This window comes from Sphingomonas faeni, from assembly GCF_024273235.1.
In the GTDB taxonomy this organism is placed as follows: domain Bacteria; phylum Pseudomonadota; class Alphaproteobacteria; order Sphingomonadales; family Sphingomonadaceae; genus Sphingomonas; species Sphingomonas faeni_A.
The window spans coordinates 21,192-37,576 of record NZ_JANBVH010000040.1; the positions used below are offsets into that span (position 1 = coordinate 21,192).

At 61.5% G+C, this 16,385-nt stretch carries 16 protein-coding genes; 8 read left to right on the plus strand and 8 right to left on the minus strand.

Going from position 1 to position 16,385, the window contains the following annotated elements; all coding sequences use genetic code 11:
- Positions 1-39 precede the first annotated feature (39 nt).
- Complete coding sequence (locus NLI89_RS17820; protein WP_254688208.1) at positions 40-228, minus strand: hypothetical protein; 189 nt, start codon at positions 226-228, stop codon at positions 40-42.
- Positions 229-315: 87 nt separating this feature from the next.
- The gene (locus NLI89_RS17825) at positions 316-1,587 is read right to left on the minus strand and encodes a DUF2254 domain-containing protein (protein WP_254688209.1); all 1,272 of its coding nucleotides are present in this window, start codon (positions 1,585-1,587) and stop codon (positions 316-318) included.
- A 222-nt stretch (positions 1,588-1,809) separates the two neighbouring features.
- Here NLI89_RS17825 and NLI89_RS17830 point away from each other — a divergent pair, with 222 nt between their 5' ends.
- Positions 1,810-3,255 carry a PAS domain-containing protein gene (locus NLI89_RS17830; protein WP_254688210.1) on the plus strand — a complete coding sequence of 482 codons (1,446 nt, stop codon included), beginning with the start codon at positions 1,810-1,812 and terminating at the stop codon, positions 3,253-3,255.
- Between the two features lie 11 nt (positions 3,256-3,266).
- Positions 3,267-3,611: a hypothetical protein gene (locus tag NLI89_RS17835; RefSeq protein ID WP_254688211.1), complete on the plus strand. Its 345-nt coding sequence runs from the start codon at positions 3,267-3,269 to the stop codon at positions 3,609-3,611.
- 40 nt (positions 3,612-3,651) lie between these two features.
- On the opposite strand, the gene NLI89_RS17840 is transcribed toward NLI89_RS17835, so the two are convergent.
- The 4 genes from NLI89_RS17840 to NLI89_RS17855 form a co-directional block, all read right to left on the minus strand.
- Complete coding sequence (locus tag NLI89_RS17840) at positions 3,652-3,957, minus strand: hypothetical protein (RefSeq protein WP_254688212.1); 306 nt, start codon at positions 3,955-3,957, stop codon at positions 3,652-3,654.
- A gap of 77 nt (positions 3,958-4,034) precedes the next feature.
- On the minus strand, positions 4,035-6,251 hold the full coding sequence (locus NLI89_RS17845) for an ATP-binding protein (protein WP_254688213.1): 2,217 nt from the start codon (positions 6,249-6,251) through the stop codon (positions 4,035-4,037).
- 412 nt (positions 6,252-6,663) lie between these two features.
- A complete protein-coding gene (locus NLI89_RS17850; RefSeq protein ID WP_254688214.1) occupies positions 6,664-6,975 on the minus strand; it encodes a hypothetical protein in 312 nt (103 codons plus the stop codon).
- Positions 6,972-7,589: a hypothetical protein gene (locus NLI89_RS17855; protein ID WP_254688215.1), complete on the minus strand. Its 618-nt coding sequence runs from the start codon at positions 7,587-7,589 to the stop codon at positions 6,972-6,974. Before NLI89_RS17855 ends, NLI89_RS17850 begins: the two co-directional genes overlap by 4 nt.
- Before the next feature lie 1,787 nt (positions 7,590-9,376).
- Between NLI89_RS17855 and NLI89_RS22000 the strand changes: the two genes are divergently transcribed.
- Positions 9,377-9,694: a transposase gene (locus tag NLI89_RS22000; protein WP_439144534.1), complete on the plus strand. Its 318-nt coding sequence runs from the start codon at positions 9,377-9,379 to the stop codon at positions 9,692-9,694.
- Here the strand turns inward: NLI89_RS22000 and NLI89_RS17865 are convergent.
- Positions 9,576-9,980, minus strand: coding sequence for a MerR family transcriptional regulator (locus NLI89_RS17865; RefSeq protein WP_254688216.1), 405 nt, complete (start codon positions 9,978-9,980; stop codon positions 9,576-9,578). The two genes, NLI89_RS22000 and NLI89_RS17865, sit on opposite strands and share 119 nt — an antisense overlap.
- 84 nt (positions 9,981-10,064) lie before the next feature.
- On the opposite strand from NLI89_RS17865, the gene NLI89_RS17870 reads away from it, so the two are divergent.
- From NLI89_RS17870 to NLI89_RS17890, 5 genes are all read left to right on the plus strand, one after another.
- On the plus strand, positions 10,065-10,820 hold the full coding sequence (locus NLI89_RS17870; RefSeq protein ID WP_254688217.1) for a glutaredoxin family protein: 756 nt from the start codon (positions 10,065-10,067) through the stop codon (positions 10,818-10,820).
- A 310-nt stretch (positions 10,821-11,130) separates the two neighbouring features.
- Positions 11,131-13,647: a PAS domain S-box protein gene (locus NLI89_RS17875; RefSeq protein WP_254688218.1), complete on the plus strand. Its 2,517-nt coding sequence runs from the start codon at positions 11,131-11,133 to the stop codon at positions 13,645-13,647.
- Positions 13,648-13,825: 178 nt separating this feature from the next.
- Positions 13,826-14,362, plus strand: a complete 537-nt coding sequence (locus tag NLI89_RS17880; RefSeq protein WP_254688219.1) for a hypothetical protein — start codon at positions 13,826-13,828, stop codon at positions 14,360-14,362.
- The gene (locus NLI89_RS17885; protein ID WP_254688220.1) at positions 14,362-14,844 is read left to right on the plus strand and encodes a DUF421 domain-containing protein; all 483 of its coding nucleotides are present in this window, start codon (positions 14,362-14,364) and stop codon (positions 14,842-14,844) included. Before NLI89_RS17880 ends, NLI89_RS17885 begins: the two co-directional genes overlap by 1 nt.
- Before the next feature lie 383 nt (positions 14,845-15,227).
- Positions 15,228-15,938, plus strand: a complete 711-nt coding sequence (locus tag NLI89_RS17890; protein ID WP_254688221.1) for a Crp/Fnr family transcriptional regulator — start codon at positions 15,228-15,230, stop codon at positions 15,936-15,938.
- Between the two features lie 144 nt (positions 15,939-16,082).
- Here NLI89_RS17890 and NLI89_RS17895 read toward each other — a convergent pair.
- Positions 16,083-16,385 (minus strand): GGDEF domain-containing protein (locus NLI89_RS17895; protein ID WP_254688222.1); only part of this gene is annotated, 303 nt, incomplete at its 5' end.

The following is a 16,385-nucleotide window of genomic DNA, read 5'->3' on the forward strand; positions in this document are numbered from 1 at the left end:
GTCTGCCTCTCAAGATCATGAATTCGCCGGCTTATGCTATCAAGATTGTGACCGCGCATGATACATCCCGGCGAACTTGCGGTGCAGCGACCGTGTGCTGGCATCCGTCGCGATCGCCGCGCGGTGCTCGTGCCATTCGGCGCGTTGCAGGTAATAGGCAGCATCGACCTCCGTCTCCGCCTCCACTACGTCGAGCCCGGCCAAACCGGCGTTTCGTCCATCCGTCATCACGCTTTCGCCTCATCCCGTTTTTCCGCGTCTTACAGGCAACAAACGCGCGCCGCGTGATCCGAAAGCACTAGTGGTGGGGGTAGATTACGCGTCATCGCGGGCGCGATCGGGGCGCTCGCCCCATGCCTGACGGTACGCCTGCGCGAAGGCGGCAAGCGCGTCCGGATCCTCCATCTTCGCCTTCGCCCGCGCCATGCTGCGGGTCGCGAGCGACTGGATCTCGTCGCGCGCGCCGGGAAGCGCGTGATGCAGCGCCGCCAGCGTGGCGATGAGCCGGATCGTCACCTCGGTCTCCTCGCTTCCCTCGCGGAGGATAGGCCGAAACGCGTCGGTCAACATATCCGCCGTCGTCGGCCGGGGAAGGTGGACGCGCGGTCGCGACGACGCGCCATCCGCGTCGATCCGATCGACCGGCAGGTTGAGCAGTACCCGCAGCAATGCGTTCAGCACCTCGATCGCGGTGCCGGGATCGTTGGTCGCGGGCGCCAGGGCGCGGCTGGCGATCTCGGATAGCGCGATCAGGCCGAGACGCGGGTCCTGATCGAAGGTCCGATGCCGCTCGATCGTGAACGCGCGCAGCAGCGCGTCGCGGGCCGTGTCGTCGATCTGTCCCTCGACATGCACGAGGTCGCGGTGCGGGTGGACCATCGATCCCGGCAGTGCGGCGACATGGATCACGACATCGCAGCGCGCGGCGATCGCGCCAAGCGCGGTCACGTCGATATGCGTCACGTATCCCGTCGTCTTGCCGCGAATCGCGACGGCATCGGCAGGCACCGCGATGGCAGGGCGACCGCCGAGATGCGGCGCCTTCGCAAAACCCGCCATCGCCTCGGCGGCGGCGTTCTCGACCCGGTCGATGACGTCGGACATCCGGCCGAACGCTGTGATGTGCGCGATCCAGCGGAGCAGCGTCACGACCACCCAGATGACGATCAGGACGGTCGCGCCGAACAGGATGATGCGTCCGTCGCTGCCGTAAGCATGGGTCTGGAGACCGATGATCCCGACGATCGAAAAGACGAACGCGCCGAGAAAGGTGGACAGCGCGTTCTGAGAGGTGGGGTCGTTGATCAGCAGCTGCGTCGCGCGCGGCGTCGCCAGTTGCGTCGCCGACGAATAGGCGCTGACCATCGCCGTCAGCGAGAAGGTCGTCACTGCCAGCATGCTCGACGCCATGATCTGCAGGATCGTGCCGACCGCGTCCTGGCCAAGATCCGCGCCGAACGCATATGGCAGATAGGGGGAGATCGCGCCCGACAGGATCGCCAGTCCAACGCTCAACAGGCTGATCAGCGCCGCCCTGAACCAGATCTTCCGAACGACCCGTCGCAGGATCCAGGACCATTTGCTCACGCGTTCTTCCTCGATGCGAGATTTGGGGCCAACATCCGGGACCGATCTTGGCCAGGTAGCTAAGTCGTGGAACGAACCCCGGCCCGATCGGCTCCTGTGGGTTCCTCGCACCGCCGGTTGACATCGCGCGTCATCTGTCCCCATCCGGTTGTCATCGACGCAGAATCTGCGTACCAGAGTGGCGATTTGGAACAGAGCGAGAACCCAGAACGGTCGCAAGACATGGACGCCGAGCGTATCGCGGCGATCGCCGTATTCGATCGTTCGCTCGACACGTCGGACCCGTTCGTCGCCGGCTTTCACGATGCCGCGCTGGCGATGGTGATCAGTGACCCCACGCTGTCGGACAATCCGATCCTGCATGTGAACGCCGCGTTCGAACGGCTGACCGGCTATGATCGCCACGAGATCGTCGGGCGCAACTGCCGCTTTCTGCAGGGGCCGCAAACCGGCGGAGATGACGTCGGCCGGATCCGCGAGGCAGTGGCGCAGCCGGCCCGCATCGAGACCGATATCCTCAACTATCGGAAGGACGGGACGCCGTTCTGGAACCGGCTGCTGGTGGCGCCGGTGTTCGATCACAACCGCCACCTGCGCTATTTCATCGCATCACAGAACGACGTCACGCTCGAGCGCGAGACGCTGGTTTCGCTGGCGGCGGAACAGCGTGCGCTGGAGGCATCCGCTGCGGAAACACGCGCGAGCCTGGCCGATAGTGCGGCGCGGCTGCAATTCGCCCTGAAGGCCGGGCGGCTGGGGGCCTGGACGTTCGATCCGGTCAGCCAGCATCTCGATGCGTCGCCGGGCTGCAAGATCGTCTTCGGCTACCAGCCCGATGCCCCGTTCGGCTATGCCGAGTTCGTCGGCGTGTTGCACCCGGAGGATCGGGCCCGCGTTCTGGCGGCGATCGCGGAGACGGTCGAGACCGGGCGCGACTACGACATCGAATACCGCGTGATCACGCCCGATGGCGATGTCCGCTGGGTCGCGATCCGCGGGGAGCTGCTGTTGCGGGCCGACGGCACCGCGCTGTCGATGACCGGGTTCTCGACCGATATCAGCGAGCGCAAACGCGTCGAGGAACATCGGGCGCTGCTGGCCGGTGAACTCACCCACCGCGTCAAGAACACGCTCGCCACCGTCAGTGCGATCGTCAACCAGACACTGCGCGATGCCGCCACCCTGTCCGAGGCACGCGACGCGATCGGCGCGCGGATCGGTTCCTTGGCCGTGGCACACGACCTGCTGCTGCGGGACGAGGTGGAGGGGGCGACGATCGCCGATATCCTCGCGGGGGTCATGGCGCCGTTCGACGATGGGCGGGGGCGGCTGTTCTCCGTGTCGGGACCGGACGTGCGGCTGGAGCCACGCGTGACGCTCGCTTTGTCGATGGCGCTCCACGAACTGGCCACCAACGCCAGCAAATATGGCGCGCTGAGCGTCGAGGGCGGTCATGTCACGATCGGCTGGAGCGTCGGAATCGGCGATGGCGGTCGGCGGCTGGCGTTCCGCTGGGAGGAAACGGGTGGGCCGGTGGTCGCCCCGCCGACCAGGACCGGCTTCGGATCGCGGATGATCGAGCGCGTGCTCGGCCAGCACCTGCGCGGAACCTCGAAGGTCGATTATCGTCCGGCCGGCGTCGTGTTCACGATCGACGCGCCTTTCTAGGTGCGGTCTTGATGGCTGCGACCGCCGTCCCGACGACTCCCGATGGGCGCTATATCGTCGTGCGCGGACGGTTATGGCGCAAGGCCAACCCCCATCTGTCCGAGATCGAGCGAACCCGGCTGGTCAAGCGGCTGATGGAGGCGCGTCGCGACGTGGCCAAGGCGAAACGGATCAAGGATGCGGACCTGGAGAAGGCTGCGCACGCGGCCGTCGACGAAGCCAAGCATGCGCTGGGCGAGCGGGGGCCGGTCTGGTGGGACGGCGGGGCGCCGGATTTCAATCGGCATATGGCGCGAACGACGCCCTATGCCGACTGGTTCGCTGCACTGGGGGACGATGCGGATGGGCCGACCTGAGGGCATCTCCGCATCGTCCATGGGTATTGGCTGAAGGCTATCAGGCCTTGGCTACGTCGCTCGCGTCGAATTCGGCAAAAGCCTTCTTCACTTCGGCGGCGCGGGCATCGTCGGCGATGTCGACGGACACGATGAGCCGGCCTTCGAGTGCGGCGTCGTCACGCGAGTCCGGCGTCGGATCGCGACCCTCGGTGTCGGCCCCGGCCTCTTCGCTTCCCACGCTGTTCGCGCTGCCATCGGTGGTGATGAAGATGTCGGTCCGTTCGATGCCCTGCTCCTGGACGAGGCGCTCGACGGTCATCTCGGCTTCGCGGCGGGTATCGAACTTGGCGGTGAATGTCGGCACGTGCAGTCTCCTGTTCCTGTGCAGACTGAACGGACGACGATGTGGGTCGATCCGACGCCCTGTATTCCGGGTGCCGCCTATTTCGCGCGGTCGAGCGCGGCCTTGCAAAAGGCTGCACTCAAGCTGTCGATCGAGTAGGGCTTGCGCACCAGTTCGAACTCGCCGGCGCCTTCCCTTGACAGGATCTCGCTATACCCGCTGGTCAGGATCACCGGCGTCGCGGGCTGGCGGCGGCGGATCTCGCGCGCGAGTTCGATGCCGTTCATGCCGGGCATCATCACGTCCGAAAACACGAAGTCGAAGGCATTCTGGTCACGGTCCAGCTGTGCGAGCGCTTCCTCGGCGTTGCGCGCCAGCGCGATCTGGTGGCCCAAGTCGTGCAACGCGCTGGTCGCGAACGCGCCGACCTCGGGATTGTCCTCGACCACCAATATCCTGAAGCTCTCGCCGGTGCCCGGACCGGTGGCGGCTTCCTCGGCATCGGCTATGCCCTCGATCCGCTCGCACGGCAGGAACAGCGTGAAGGTCGAGCCATGGCCGACCCGGCTGGAAACGACGACCTCGCCGCCCGACTGCTTGGCGAAGCCGAACACCTGCGACAGGCCCAGGCCGGTGCCATGACCGACGTCCTTCGAGGTGAAGAACGGTTCGAAGATGTGCTCGATATGCTCGGGCGGAATGCCGGCGCCGGTATCGGTGATCGAGACGCCGATGAAATCGCCGTGCCTGGCGTCGTGGCCGCGCACCGCCGGGATGGTCGTGCAGGGCTCCACCGTGATCGTCAGCCGCCCCTGCTGGCCCATCGCATCGCGCGCGTTCACCGCCATGTTGACGATCGCGGTCTCGAACTGGCTGACGTCGGCGTTGGCGAGGCAGCTGGTTTCGGGCAGGCGCAGGTCCACCTCGATCAGCGCCCCCGACAGCATCTCCATCATCTCGTTCAGGCTGCGGATCGTGGTGCCGACATCGAACACGCGCGGGGTCAGCGACGAGCGACGGGCGAATGCTAGCAACTGGCTGGTGAGCCTGGTCGCGCGATCCGCGGTCTGCGCGATCGCATCGACGTACCGATCGCGACGGCTCTCGCTCAGCCCGGGGGTCTTCAACAGGTCGGCGGACCCCCGGATGACGGTCAGCAGGTTGTTGAAATCATGCGCGATGCCACCGGTCAACTGGCCCAGCGTTTCCATCTTCTGCGCCTGGCGCAGGGCATCGTGCGCGCGCGTTAGGTCCTCGGTGCGCTCGATCACGCGGCGTTCGAGCGTGACGTTGATGTCCTGCACGGTCGAGAACAGCCGGGCGTTGTCGATCGCGATCGCAGCCTGTGCGGCGATGCCGACGATCAGCCGCTCATGGCGATCGTTGAACCGGTGCGTCTCGGAATGGCCGAACAACAGGCCACCCAATACCTCGCCCGATCGCGATACGACCGGTACGGCAAGGTAGCTGCGCACCGGCAGATGGCCCGGCGGCATCCCGGCATAGGGCGCGTTGCGCCCGTATCGCATGTCGGCGAGGATATCGTCGGCGCGGATGACGCCCTCGTTGCGGAAGGTCGGCCCGAACACGGAGGTCGCACGTGGGCGGCCGAGCGCTTCGAAATCCTCCCGCCGCGCGCCCGACAGCGTGAAGAGGTGGAGGCGCTCGCCGGTCTCGTCCATCAGGTTGTGGAAATACGCGCCGAATTCCGCACCGGTCAGCTTGACCGCGGCATCGGTCACCATCTGGACGAGCGGTTCGAGATCCAGTTCGGCGGTCAGCGCAGTCCCGGTCTGGTTCAGCGTTTCCAGGGTGTGCGTCTCGGCGAGCAATTCCTGTTCCATGCCGACCGTCTTGGTCACGTCGACGACCACCGCGATCACGCCTTCGGGCGTGCCGTCGGGCCCCGGCACGGGCGAATAATTGAGATCGAAAAAGACCTGCTCGGGCGATCCGTTGCGGTACAGCGTCATTTCCTGGCGGGAATAGGTCAGCGTCCTGCCGGCGAGAACGGTGCGCACCACCGCCTGGTTGAACGCGGCCGCCTCGGGCCAGGCCTCGCGCACGCGACGACCGAGGATCGCGGGATGGCTCTGGCCGGCAATCTCGGCATACAGGTCGTTGTACAGCAATATGCCGTCGGCGCCCCACAGCAGCGCCATCGGCAGAGGCGATCGCAACATGATCGCGGTCGCCGTGTGAAGATGCGCGGGCCATGCCTCCAGCGTGCCGAGCGGCGAGTTCGACCAGTCATGCGCGGCGATCGCGCGTCCAAGGTCTCCACCGGAGTCCAGAAACGCTGGAATGTCGCCCACGATCGATCCCCGTGCCTTCGATGCCGGGCTGGCATCCGCTGTTCGCCGACCGATAGCGTCAAGTTTCGGTCGCGTCGCTTCGATTCATCAACCGGTTATATGCGGCGGCGCAATCACTTGGTTGGCGGAACGGCGTGTCGCGCATAGGCTCGCGCATCAAGCGCGATGCACGTCGCAACTACCGGCGCACCGCGAGTCCGACCGAAGGTTTCCGCGTCTATTGTCAGAAGATCGAGCGATCCTGCCGCAGTCGCTTTCCCTCGTCCCGGAGGGCGGGGAAGCTGGTGCACCACAGGGGCTAAAGCCGGGCACCCAGATTGTTGGACAATTTGTATCGAACGCCAATAATCGAAAGCTCACGGCACCGGGATCGCGTGATCTTCAGATCGTTCTCGCCTCGGTGCCCTCGCGTTCAATCCCTCGCATCGCGCAGTGCCTCCAGTTCGGCCAGCCTCACCGGATCGTCGGCTGCGAGCGCTTCTTCGAGATAGAAACCATATGCGATATTGCGCACTACCTCGTGCGCATCACCACTATATTCCGCGGCGATAACAGCAAAGGCATCGACCAATTCTCGGAGGAACCCCTTGTCTAGCGCCTCGAGCTGGGCCCCGAGTACCTCCGACGCCTCGACGGCAGTATCAAGGTTCAATTCTTCCTCGTCGGTCAGTTCAAGAAACACGACATACTCCGCGATAATGCGCGCAACCTGCTTGGCTATCATGGCTTCGCCACCTTCACTTTGATGTTAGTCACGTTCATCTTCTTAAGAAGCTTGAGGGCTTTGGTTCTCTGGGCAGGAGTGGGCACCTCCCATATTCCGATCAGGCGATGTTGCGCCAACACCTCGGATTGCCGCAAAATCTGAGCTCGAGCGTGAGGCATATCCCTGACCGACCATTTACGGTCGATCACATAATCGCCCTGGATGCCGTCGAACTTTACGGGCCTCTTCGAGCCATCAGCCATCGTTCGCATCAATGTGGGTGCCTGACCGGCTCGCGAGCCGGTCGCAGCGTCGTTATAGGCTTTCCAAGGTTTTTCGGACCGGACCACCTCTTTCACCCACCCGATCTGTGGCGGAGCGTAGGTTATGCGCGGTCTCACTAGGCGAAGGCTGCGCAATGCAGAGACCTTGGAGAGCGCGGCTCCCGGCGCGACTGCCAATGCAACGTTTCCGGCGACCGTCCCCGTGGCATGACCGATATCGCGTGCCGAGGCGTTGGCGACTGCCTCCGCTGCTCGCGAAACCTGGATACGAGCAGGCGTGTCCTCGGCAGCGATAGCAGTATCGATCATGCCTGCAATCCCGCCGCCAGCGTTGCGAATGGTCGTCACCGGATTTGTCGTCAGTGCCGCGTGAACCCCCGTCACCGTTTCCTTCCCGACGTCTTAAAGCCCTTCACCGACGCCACCAACAAATTCAGCAACCGGGTTCGGCGGGCTACCAGGCCGCGATGCAGCGTCGCTTCGGGGGTGACCCCCGGATGGCCCGGGTTCCGCCCTACGCCGGCCATCGCCTATCCGCGTTCCGACCCGCAATACTTCCGACTTTGAGGGTCTGGCGGCGCGCGACTTGCCGCGATCACCCATGCTCGGTTCGTCGGTCGGATCGGCGCCGCTCGAGCCATAATGGCTTCCTGCGCCTGCGAATGTGAACCGACCGTCTTCAGGATCGTGCCATGGATTGAATTTGAGTTCGACACCCTCGGGGCTCAACGCTGTCGGCAGACTACCGGTTCGCAACCAGTGCGAGAACCCCGACTTGTGTTCGTCGTTCGCTGTCTGATCCATGCTGCTTCCCCACCTACTCGTGCAGCAAGATCATTTGAGTAACGAAATCAAACATTGCAAGCAGCAATACTTCGTCGGGATAAAATCGTTGAACAAGCGACTGCCGGAAATTTCTCATATTAGAAAGTTAGCGGTCGCAAAGATTTTGCTAGAGTGGCTGGATTCAATAGCGTGAGGCAGTGCTATTTATCGGTATCTGCCAAAAGAGCCGAATTTGCTGTCTGCATTGCGAACATGCTGTCGAGGTCGGTAAAGTCGCCAATGGCGCGCGCCAGCGCGGAGCGTAGATGGGCGTCGACGCAGAGGGGCGTGGGTCCGGCTCAGCAAAGCCAGGACGAAGGGCTTGAGATTGGAAATATGAATTGAGGCGCTGACGTGCTGTGCTTTTTCCAGAGTCGTTTCGCCGCAGGAAAATGCCGCGCCTTGGTCGATCTATGAGGTATCGCATGGGCCCCCCAACAGCGGGGGACCCTGGTGCCGGAAGAGGACTGTGAACTTTCAGATAAGACGTTTAAGTCATTGATAAATATGGCGCCGTAAATTGGCGATACCAACAGCGGTACCAACACCAACGTCTGAATTTCTATGGTTTGGCATGAATTTTAGTGAAATTTCTAGAGGAAAAATACGTCGTGATGCGCGGTTTTCGGATCAATAATTTGCACGATTCGCAGCTTGTCGTTCGGGGCCCTGCCGACGCTTTTGGCTTCTAGGATGCGTCCCCGGTGTGACGCGGGTTTTGCCTGCTATAGGCGAAGCTCTGTCCGGCAGGTTATTGGCAATGCGCTGGTTGTCGAAAGTTTGAGCTTCGGAAGCACGATCGCGCCAAACAGCGTCTTATACCGGCACCAACAAAATGGAGCACCGTACCATTTTGTGCGACGACCGATTCTGGAAAGAACAATTGAAAATCGGCGCCACCGTAGCCGCGAAATCATCGGGTTAGCGGTCTGGGTATGGACATTTGATCGGCATTACCCATTAATCAAAATGTGGTCGGAGCCGACTCCAATGACAGGCGCACGCCCAGCGTTGTTCGAAAAGACTGTCTTGCGCGTGAGAACGCGTAAACCGCATTGGCTCTGTTCCGCATCATAGACGTGCGGAAAGGCAGTAATGGGCTGGGGAGGTTTTCAGGCCTCCCCTTTAGCTCTCCGCCGGACACACTCTATGACACCGGTTCGACCCGGAACGTCGGCTCGTTCGCTCACCTTCGAACAATCGCTCTGCATTGTAGCATCTCCAAAGGAGACGTTCGTTGCCTGCAACAGATTAACCTGCTGTCGGAAATCATGCCATTGGTAAGTTGGCTCGTCAGATGGAGACGAGTGATGGGGCGAGGCCGATCTACCGAGGATCAGATCACTGGTGTGCTGCCCGAGCATGAGGCCGGCGTGAAGACGGCGGATTTGTGCGGCGAGCACGGGATCAACGATGCGACGTTTTACAACTGGAATTCGAAGTGCGGCGTGATGACAGTATTGGAGGCGGCGCGATTGCGAACGCGGTTCTTATTGGGAAGCGCAGAGTTTAGTTATGGGACTGCTCGAATGAGGTCAGGATCGGGCACGGCCCAGCCGCGCCGCTGCCACACTCGTGAGCGAGCCGGCGCAGCGATGCGCGGGCCTTCTCCAATCCCTCGATCTTGACGTCCAACGCCGCTATCTGCTCGCTGGCAAGTTCACGCGCCCGTTTTCGATCGTCGGTCGCGTCAAGCGCCAGCAATTCCTCGATCTGCGCGAGCGTGAAACCAGCCGCTTGCGCCGCGCGGATGAAGCGCAGCCGGCGAACGTCTTCAATACCGTAGCGCCGCACGCTCCCGCCACGTCCGATGCCGCTTGGCCGCTCAGGCGTCTCAAGTAACCCGCGCCGCTGATAGTAGCGCACGGTCTCGACGCCGACGCCTGCCTCGCGCGCCAGCCCGGCAATAGTCATCTGTTGCAACCCTTGACTCCGTACCATGGTCCGGACCCCATATGGACGCCAACCTGAAGGATACTAGCTCGAAAGCCGCTGCTCATGACCACGATCGCCGATCCCCGCCGCGCCACCCTGTACCGGATGGTAATGGACAAGCACGTCTGCCCCTACGGCCTGAAGGCCAAGGACCTACTGCAACGCGAGGGCTACACCGTTGACGACCGCTGGCTGACCACGCGAGAGGAAACTGACGCCTTCAAGGCCGAAAATGGGGTGAGGACGACGCCGCAGACCTTCATTGGGGGCGAGCGGATCGGCGGTTATGACGACGTGCGCCACTATTTCGGCAAGGCTGTCGCCGATCCCAAGGCGACCTCCTACAAGCCGGTCGTCGCGCTCTTCGCAGTGACCGCGGTGATGGCGCTCGCCGCGAGTCATGCCGCTTACGGCACGCCCTTCACGCTACGAGCGGGCGAGTGGTTCATCGGGTTCAGCATGGCCGTGCTGGCGCTGCTCAAGCTCCAGAACATCGAGAGCTTCGCCACCATGTTCCTCAATTACGATCTGCTCGCGAAGCGCTGGGTACGCTATTCCTACATCTACCCTTTTGCGGAGGGCTTGGCGGGCGTACTGATGATCGCAGGCGTGCTGACCTGGTTGTCGGCGCCGGTCGCGCTGTTCATTGGAGCCGTGGGTGCCGTGTCAGTGTTCAAGGCGGTGTACCTCGATAGGCGCGAGCTGAAATGCGCCTGCGTAGGTGGGGCCAGCAACGTGCCGCTCGGTTTCCTGTCGCTGACAGAGAACCTCATGATGATCGCGATGGCGGTGTGGATGGGATCTGCAGCGCTCGGCTAAGCTGGGGGTGCTGTGCACGCCATGGCGCAATCATCACCGCTGCCGCCTTTTCGATATGGCTCGCGGTCCGGCCTATTCGGCCCTGGTCGCTGTTCGCAATGGGGAAGCCAGCGCTAATCATCGCCCGTTAGCGGACGTTTTGCGAAGGGCAAAAGCGCAGGGATCATTTCGGCTATCTCGCATTGGTGCAGCGGTCTCTGCAGGCGGTCTACTGCAGACGTTTTCGCGAGGGGACTTAGATCGGCGTAGAGCCTCCGAAGCTGCTGCCTGCCCTCTGGGCAAGGACGGATGAGCGGGATACGCTGATGCAATGACCTACGACGAGCTTGAAGCAGAGAATGCGCGTCTGCGCGCAGCCCTTGAAGCCGCGACGACGAATCTGCTGCCTAGCAACGAGCGCCAAATTGGTGGGAACCAGTACGACAACGGCCCCGTCAGCGCCACAGCACGGCAACGTGCAATCTTCGAAAGCGCGATCGACTTTGCAATAATCGTAACCGACCCGGCCGGGGTGGTCGCGGACTGGAACCCAGGCGCTGAAAACGTGATGGGATGGACGGCCGCAGAGGTGCGCGGGCAAGACGGAGCATTCTTCTTTACGCCTGAAGATCGGGCCAGCGGTCAGGTCGCGTCGGAAATGCGCCGAGCGCTTAAGGACGGACGTGCCGCGGACGAGCGTTGGCACCTGCGCAAGGATGGCCACCTGTTCTGGGCATCGGGAGAGATGATGCCGCTTCTCGGCGACGCGAGCGAACATCTCGGTTTTGTGAAAATCCTGCGCGACCGTACGGATGAGCATCTTGCAGGTGTCGCCCTCCGGCAAGCCCAAGACCGCTTCCAAACGATCCTGGATACGATCGACGCGGCCTTTGCGATCGTCGAAGTGAAGTTCGATGCCGATGACCGCCCTGTGGACTACCGGTTTGTCGAAGCCAATCCGGCTTTCGAGCGTCAGTCGGGCGTGAACCTTCGTGGGAAATGGGTCACGGAATTTGCCCCTGACCTGGAGCAATTCTGGTTCGAAACCTATGGACGCGTGGCCAGGACGGGCGAGCCGACCAATTTCGAGAGCTATGCGGACGCCTTCAAGCGGTGGTTCGACGTAAGAGCCGTTCGGGTAGGAGATGCCGCCGACCGACAGATCGCGATCTTCTTCAATGACGTGACACCGCGGCGCGAGGCGGAAGAGCGGCTACGGGTCAGTGAAGCGGTGGCTCGAGAGAATGTGGAGCGTGTTCAGCTCGCCCTGGCAGCAGGGGCTATCATTGGCACATGGCATTGGGACCTCCCCAGCGACCAGTTTACCGTCGACGAGGCGTTCGCCCGTGCCTTTGGTCTGGACCCGGCATTGGGCCGCAAAGGTCTTCCGCTCGCCCAGATCGTGGCGACCGTTCATCCGGATGATCAAGCGGGACTGGCGCAAGCTCTCGACGAGGCAATTACCCGCGGCGGTTCTTACGCTCATCAATACCGGGTTCGTCGAACCGATGGGGATTATTACTGGATCGAGGCTAACGGCAGGGTCAATCTCGATCCCGAGGGAACGCCTCTGAGCTTTCCCGGTGTGCTTATCGATGTGGAGCATCGACGTGCCGTCGAGGCCGAGCGCGACACAGCTCTTGCTGCCCTGCGCTCGCTCAACGACACTCTTGAGCAGCGCGTCGCCGAACGCACTGCCGACCTGATGCAAGTCGAGGATGCGCTGCGCCAATCCCAAAAGGTCGAGGCTATCGGGCAGCTGACTGGTGGTGTCGCCCATGACTTCAACAATCTGCTTACGGTGATCCGGGGATCGGTCGATCTCCTGCGCCGCGCGAGCGTCTCTGATGAACGTCGCCAAAAGTATATCGATGCGATCTCGGATACGACGGATCGTGCCGCCAAGCTGACTGGCCAGTTGCTCGCCTTCGCGCGTCGGCAGTCCTTGAAGCCCGAGGTTTTCGACGCAACCGACAGCGTGCGAACGCTTGGCGACATGATCCGAACCTTGGCCGGCGCGCGGGTCAAGGTTACGCTCAGGCTCCCGTCGGGACCTTGCTATGTAAATGCCGATCGTAGCCAGTTCGACACTGCGGTCGTCAACATGGCCGTCAACGCGCGCGACGCCATGAAGAGCGAAGGCGAGTTGATCATCACGGTCCAGCAGGCGACCGACATGCCCGTCATTCGGTCGCATCCTGCGGTGTCGGGTCAGTTCGTCATGGTGTCGCTCGTCGACAGTGGACCCGGGATCCCGGCAGACAAATTGGACCAGATTTTCGAACCGTTTTTCACGACCAAAGGCGTCGGCGAGGGCACCGGCCTCGGGCTTAGCCAGGTCTTCGGCTTCACCAAACAATCCGGTGGCGACATTCTGGTCGCAAGTACCAAAGGCGCAGGGGCAACGTTCACCATGTACCTGCCGCGTGTGGAAGGTGTCGGTCGGGTTGCTGTCGAGGCGGGCGACCAGCCCCTGTCGCTTGGCGAAGGTGCCTGCGTCCTCGTCGTGGAAGACAATGTCGAGGTTGGCATGTTTGCCACGCGAGCGTTAGCGGAGCTGGGCTATAACACCGTGCTGACGATGGACGGCGCCGAGGCGCTTGCCGAGCTGGCAACAGGGGTGGACCGGTTTGATGTCGTGTTTTCCGACGTGATGATGCCGGGTATGTCGGGTGTGGAACTCGGTCAGGAGATCGGCCGGCTTTATCCGGCGCTGCCAGTCATGCTGACAAGCGGGTATAGCGAGGTACTGGCGCAAAGCGGGACGCACGGGTTCGATCTGCTGCACAAACCTTATTCGATCGATGCGCTGTCGAAGGCTCTGCGGAAGATGTCACGACGCGGTTGAGACCTTGCCCCGATAAACGACCATGGTGGCGCCGCCAGTCGTAGTTGGACTACCTCGGTCGTCCCGAAGTCGAGTGCTTATTCGATAGCGATCCATGGCAATGCCGAATGCGCGGGCATGGCAAAAACGGCGTCGTCGTTATTGCCCGTCAGGCGGAGAGGGGGCAGAACACTGCGTTATGGCCGAGAAACACGTTGCAGCGTTCCCAGACGGACTCGATGCAAGCCATGCCAAGGCCGTGAAGGGTATGCGCGCGCATGCCAGTCCACTCGCGTTTTTCATGCTTGGCGGACTGATGGTGACAGCAATGACGGGCGTTCTTGGGGGCAGTCCTGCGCCGGTCACTGTCGTGAACGCCCCGAGCGCGTCGCTGCAGGTAAAGCTCGCTCGACCGTTGCGAAGCGGCTTGGTTTTTGAAACACACATCCGGGTCGTCGCGCGGCGCGCCATTGCCAAGCCGGTAATCGGTATCGATGCGCCGCTGTGGCGCGACCTGACCATCAACAGCCAGATTCCCGCCGCCGCCGACGAGAGCTTCAAAGAGGGACAGTTTCGCTTTGATTACGCGGCGCTCAAAGCTGGCGACACGTTAGATATCAAGATCGACGGCCAGACCAATCCCCCGCTGGTCGGGCACCTCGCCGGAGCCATAACCTTGCTTGACGACGATACCCGGTTGGCCGAAGTGCGCGTTTCGATTCCGGTGCTTCCCTGATGGATATCGTCCTCCGCGCCAGCGTCACATTCGCCGCACTTTACCTGCTGCTACGCCTCTTGGGAAAGCGCGAGATCGGCCAGCTCACTCCCTTTGAACTGGTCGTCATCGTGGTGATGGGGGATCTCGTTCAGCAGGGGGTCACGCATAACGACTTCAGTCTGACCGGATCGATCCTCGCAATCGCGACCTTCGCATTTTGGGCGCTGGTGATGAGTTGGGCGACGTATCTGTCTCCACGGCTCGAAACGCTACTCGACGGCCGGCCTCAGGTAATCATACGGGATGGCGAGTTGATCGAAGCAAACCTTCGGCGTGACAGGATCACGCGCGGCGAGGTGGAAGCGGAAATGCGCCTCGCCGGCATTGCGCGTATGCATGATGTGGCCTGGGCGATCCTGGAGACACAAGGCAAAATCAGTTTCATCCGCAAGAGCGATGGGGAGGTACAGCGCGCGAAGGACGATACAGCTGCACGATAGGTGCCCGCGCTGGCTAAAGATCGGCGGGGGTGCGCGCCGTCGGTTGGGCGCCAAAGTATTTCATCATACAAATAGCACTCTGCGGCCTAAGCCCTTCTCGGTGCCGACACCGGGAACGGGCATTAAGCCGAATCCGATCGGCCTGCGGTCGCTAACATATTTCGGAAGGGGGCTGGCTCCCTCGTCGATCAATAGCCAGCGACGAGACTGGCCGTCGCGTTGTAATCGCGGGTCCATGACGAGTATGTCGTGCCGGGTCCCACGCGACCGTGGAATGAATTCGGCTATGTTTTGTGATAATCATCAAGCACGGCGAGATCCCTTATTCCCAGTAAAGGCGAAAAATACTGTATACCCCTGATCAGTCACGCCTCGCCCCGCTTATGGACAAGCTAGCCCAAGGATTGGGTCTTGGCTCTGCCGATATGAGTACAATATCCGGTTTGCCCTATCGGATCGCTGATTTCGAGCCGATGACGTACCTGGTTCGTCAAGGTGATGTTGCTATCCATTGTGGCCTGGTCGTCTCGGGATTTTTATGTAGTTCGAAGATAGGCGGCGATGGTTCGCGGCAGATTGTATCTTTCCACGTAAATGGCGATTTGTTTGGATTTCAGAGCATATTCCTCGATGAATCTGATCATCATATCCAGGTGCTGAGCCACGCATCGATTTTTTTAATACCCAAGCAAGCGGTCCTGGATGCATTCGAAGGTAATTATGCCTTCAGGCAGGCGTTGTTGCGGAATATGCTAAAAGACTTATCTATCTCGAAAGAATGGCTGTTCAGCATGGGCCGGCGTAGCGCTCTGGCGCGTGTAGCACATCTCATATGCGAGCTGGCCGTACGACAGGATGTCGCGGGACTAGGCAACGGTCTGGATTATGACTGGCCATTGACTCAAGAGCAGTTCGGAGATGCGACCGGACTGACTGCGGTCCATGTCAATAGAATGATCAAGGCCCTGCGTGACGAGGGCGTTATCCTGTCATCGAAGAACAAGATCAAAATAAGTGATTGGCCCAGGCTTGCCAAAATAGCGGACTTCACGCGGGGCTATCTACACATGTCAGGGGATGTTAAAATACTATGATCGATAGACACCGATAAGTAAATAAATCGGTACGCGGTCGTGAAGGCCTGATCACGCGATTCTGACGGTCGTGCGCAACAGGTTGCGGCCGATAACGATGAAAAACAAGTACTTTCGATCTGAATTATGGTAAATGTTGACGTTTCAGGAGGCTGAGAACGTCCATGATCCCTTGGCGGACAATTTTGCTCGGTACATCGCTTGATCGGCGGCATTCAATACCTGTTCTATATCTTTTCCGGTTGCTGCGCCCAAGCTACACGTAGACTTCCATCCGGATTCTTTCATCGCGGCAATAAGAGTCCGGTGTATTGTGCCCGTTATCCGTTCCGCTGCCGCGTCGTCCCGTATGGCGAGGCAAAAGGCAAATTCGTCGCCCCCCAGTCTGGCGGTAACGTCGTAGGGGCGAACTGCTGAACTAAGAGCCTGGGCGACGAGGCTCAGCAC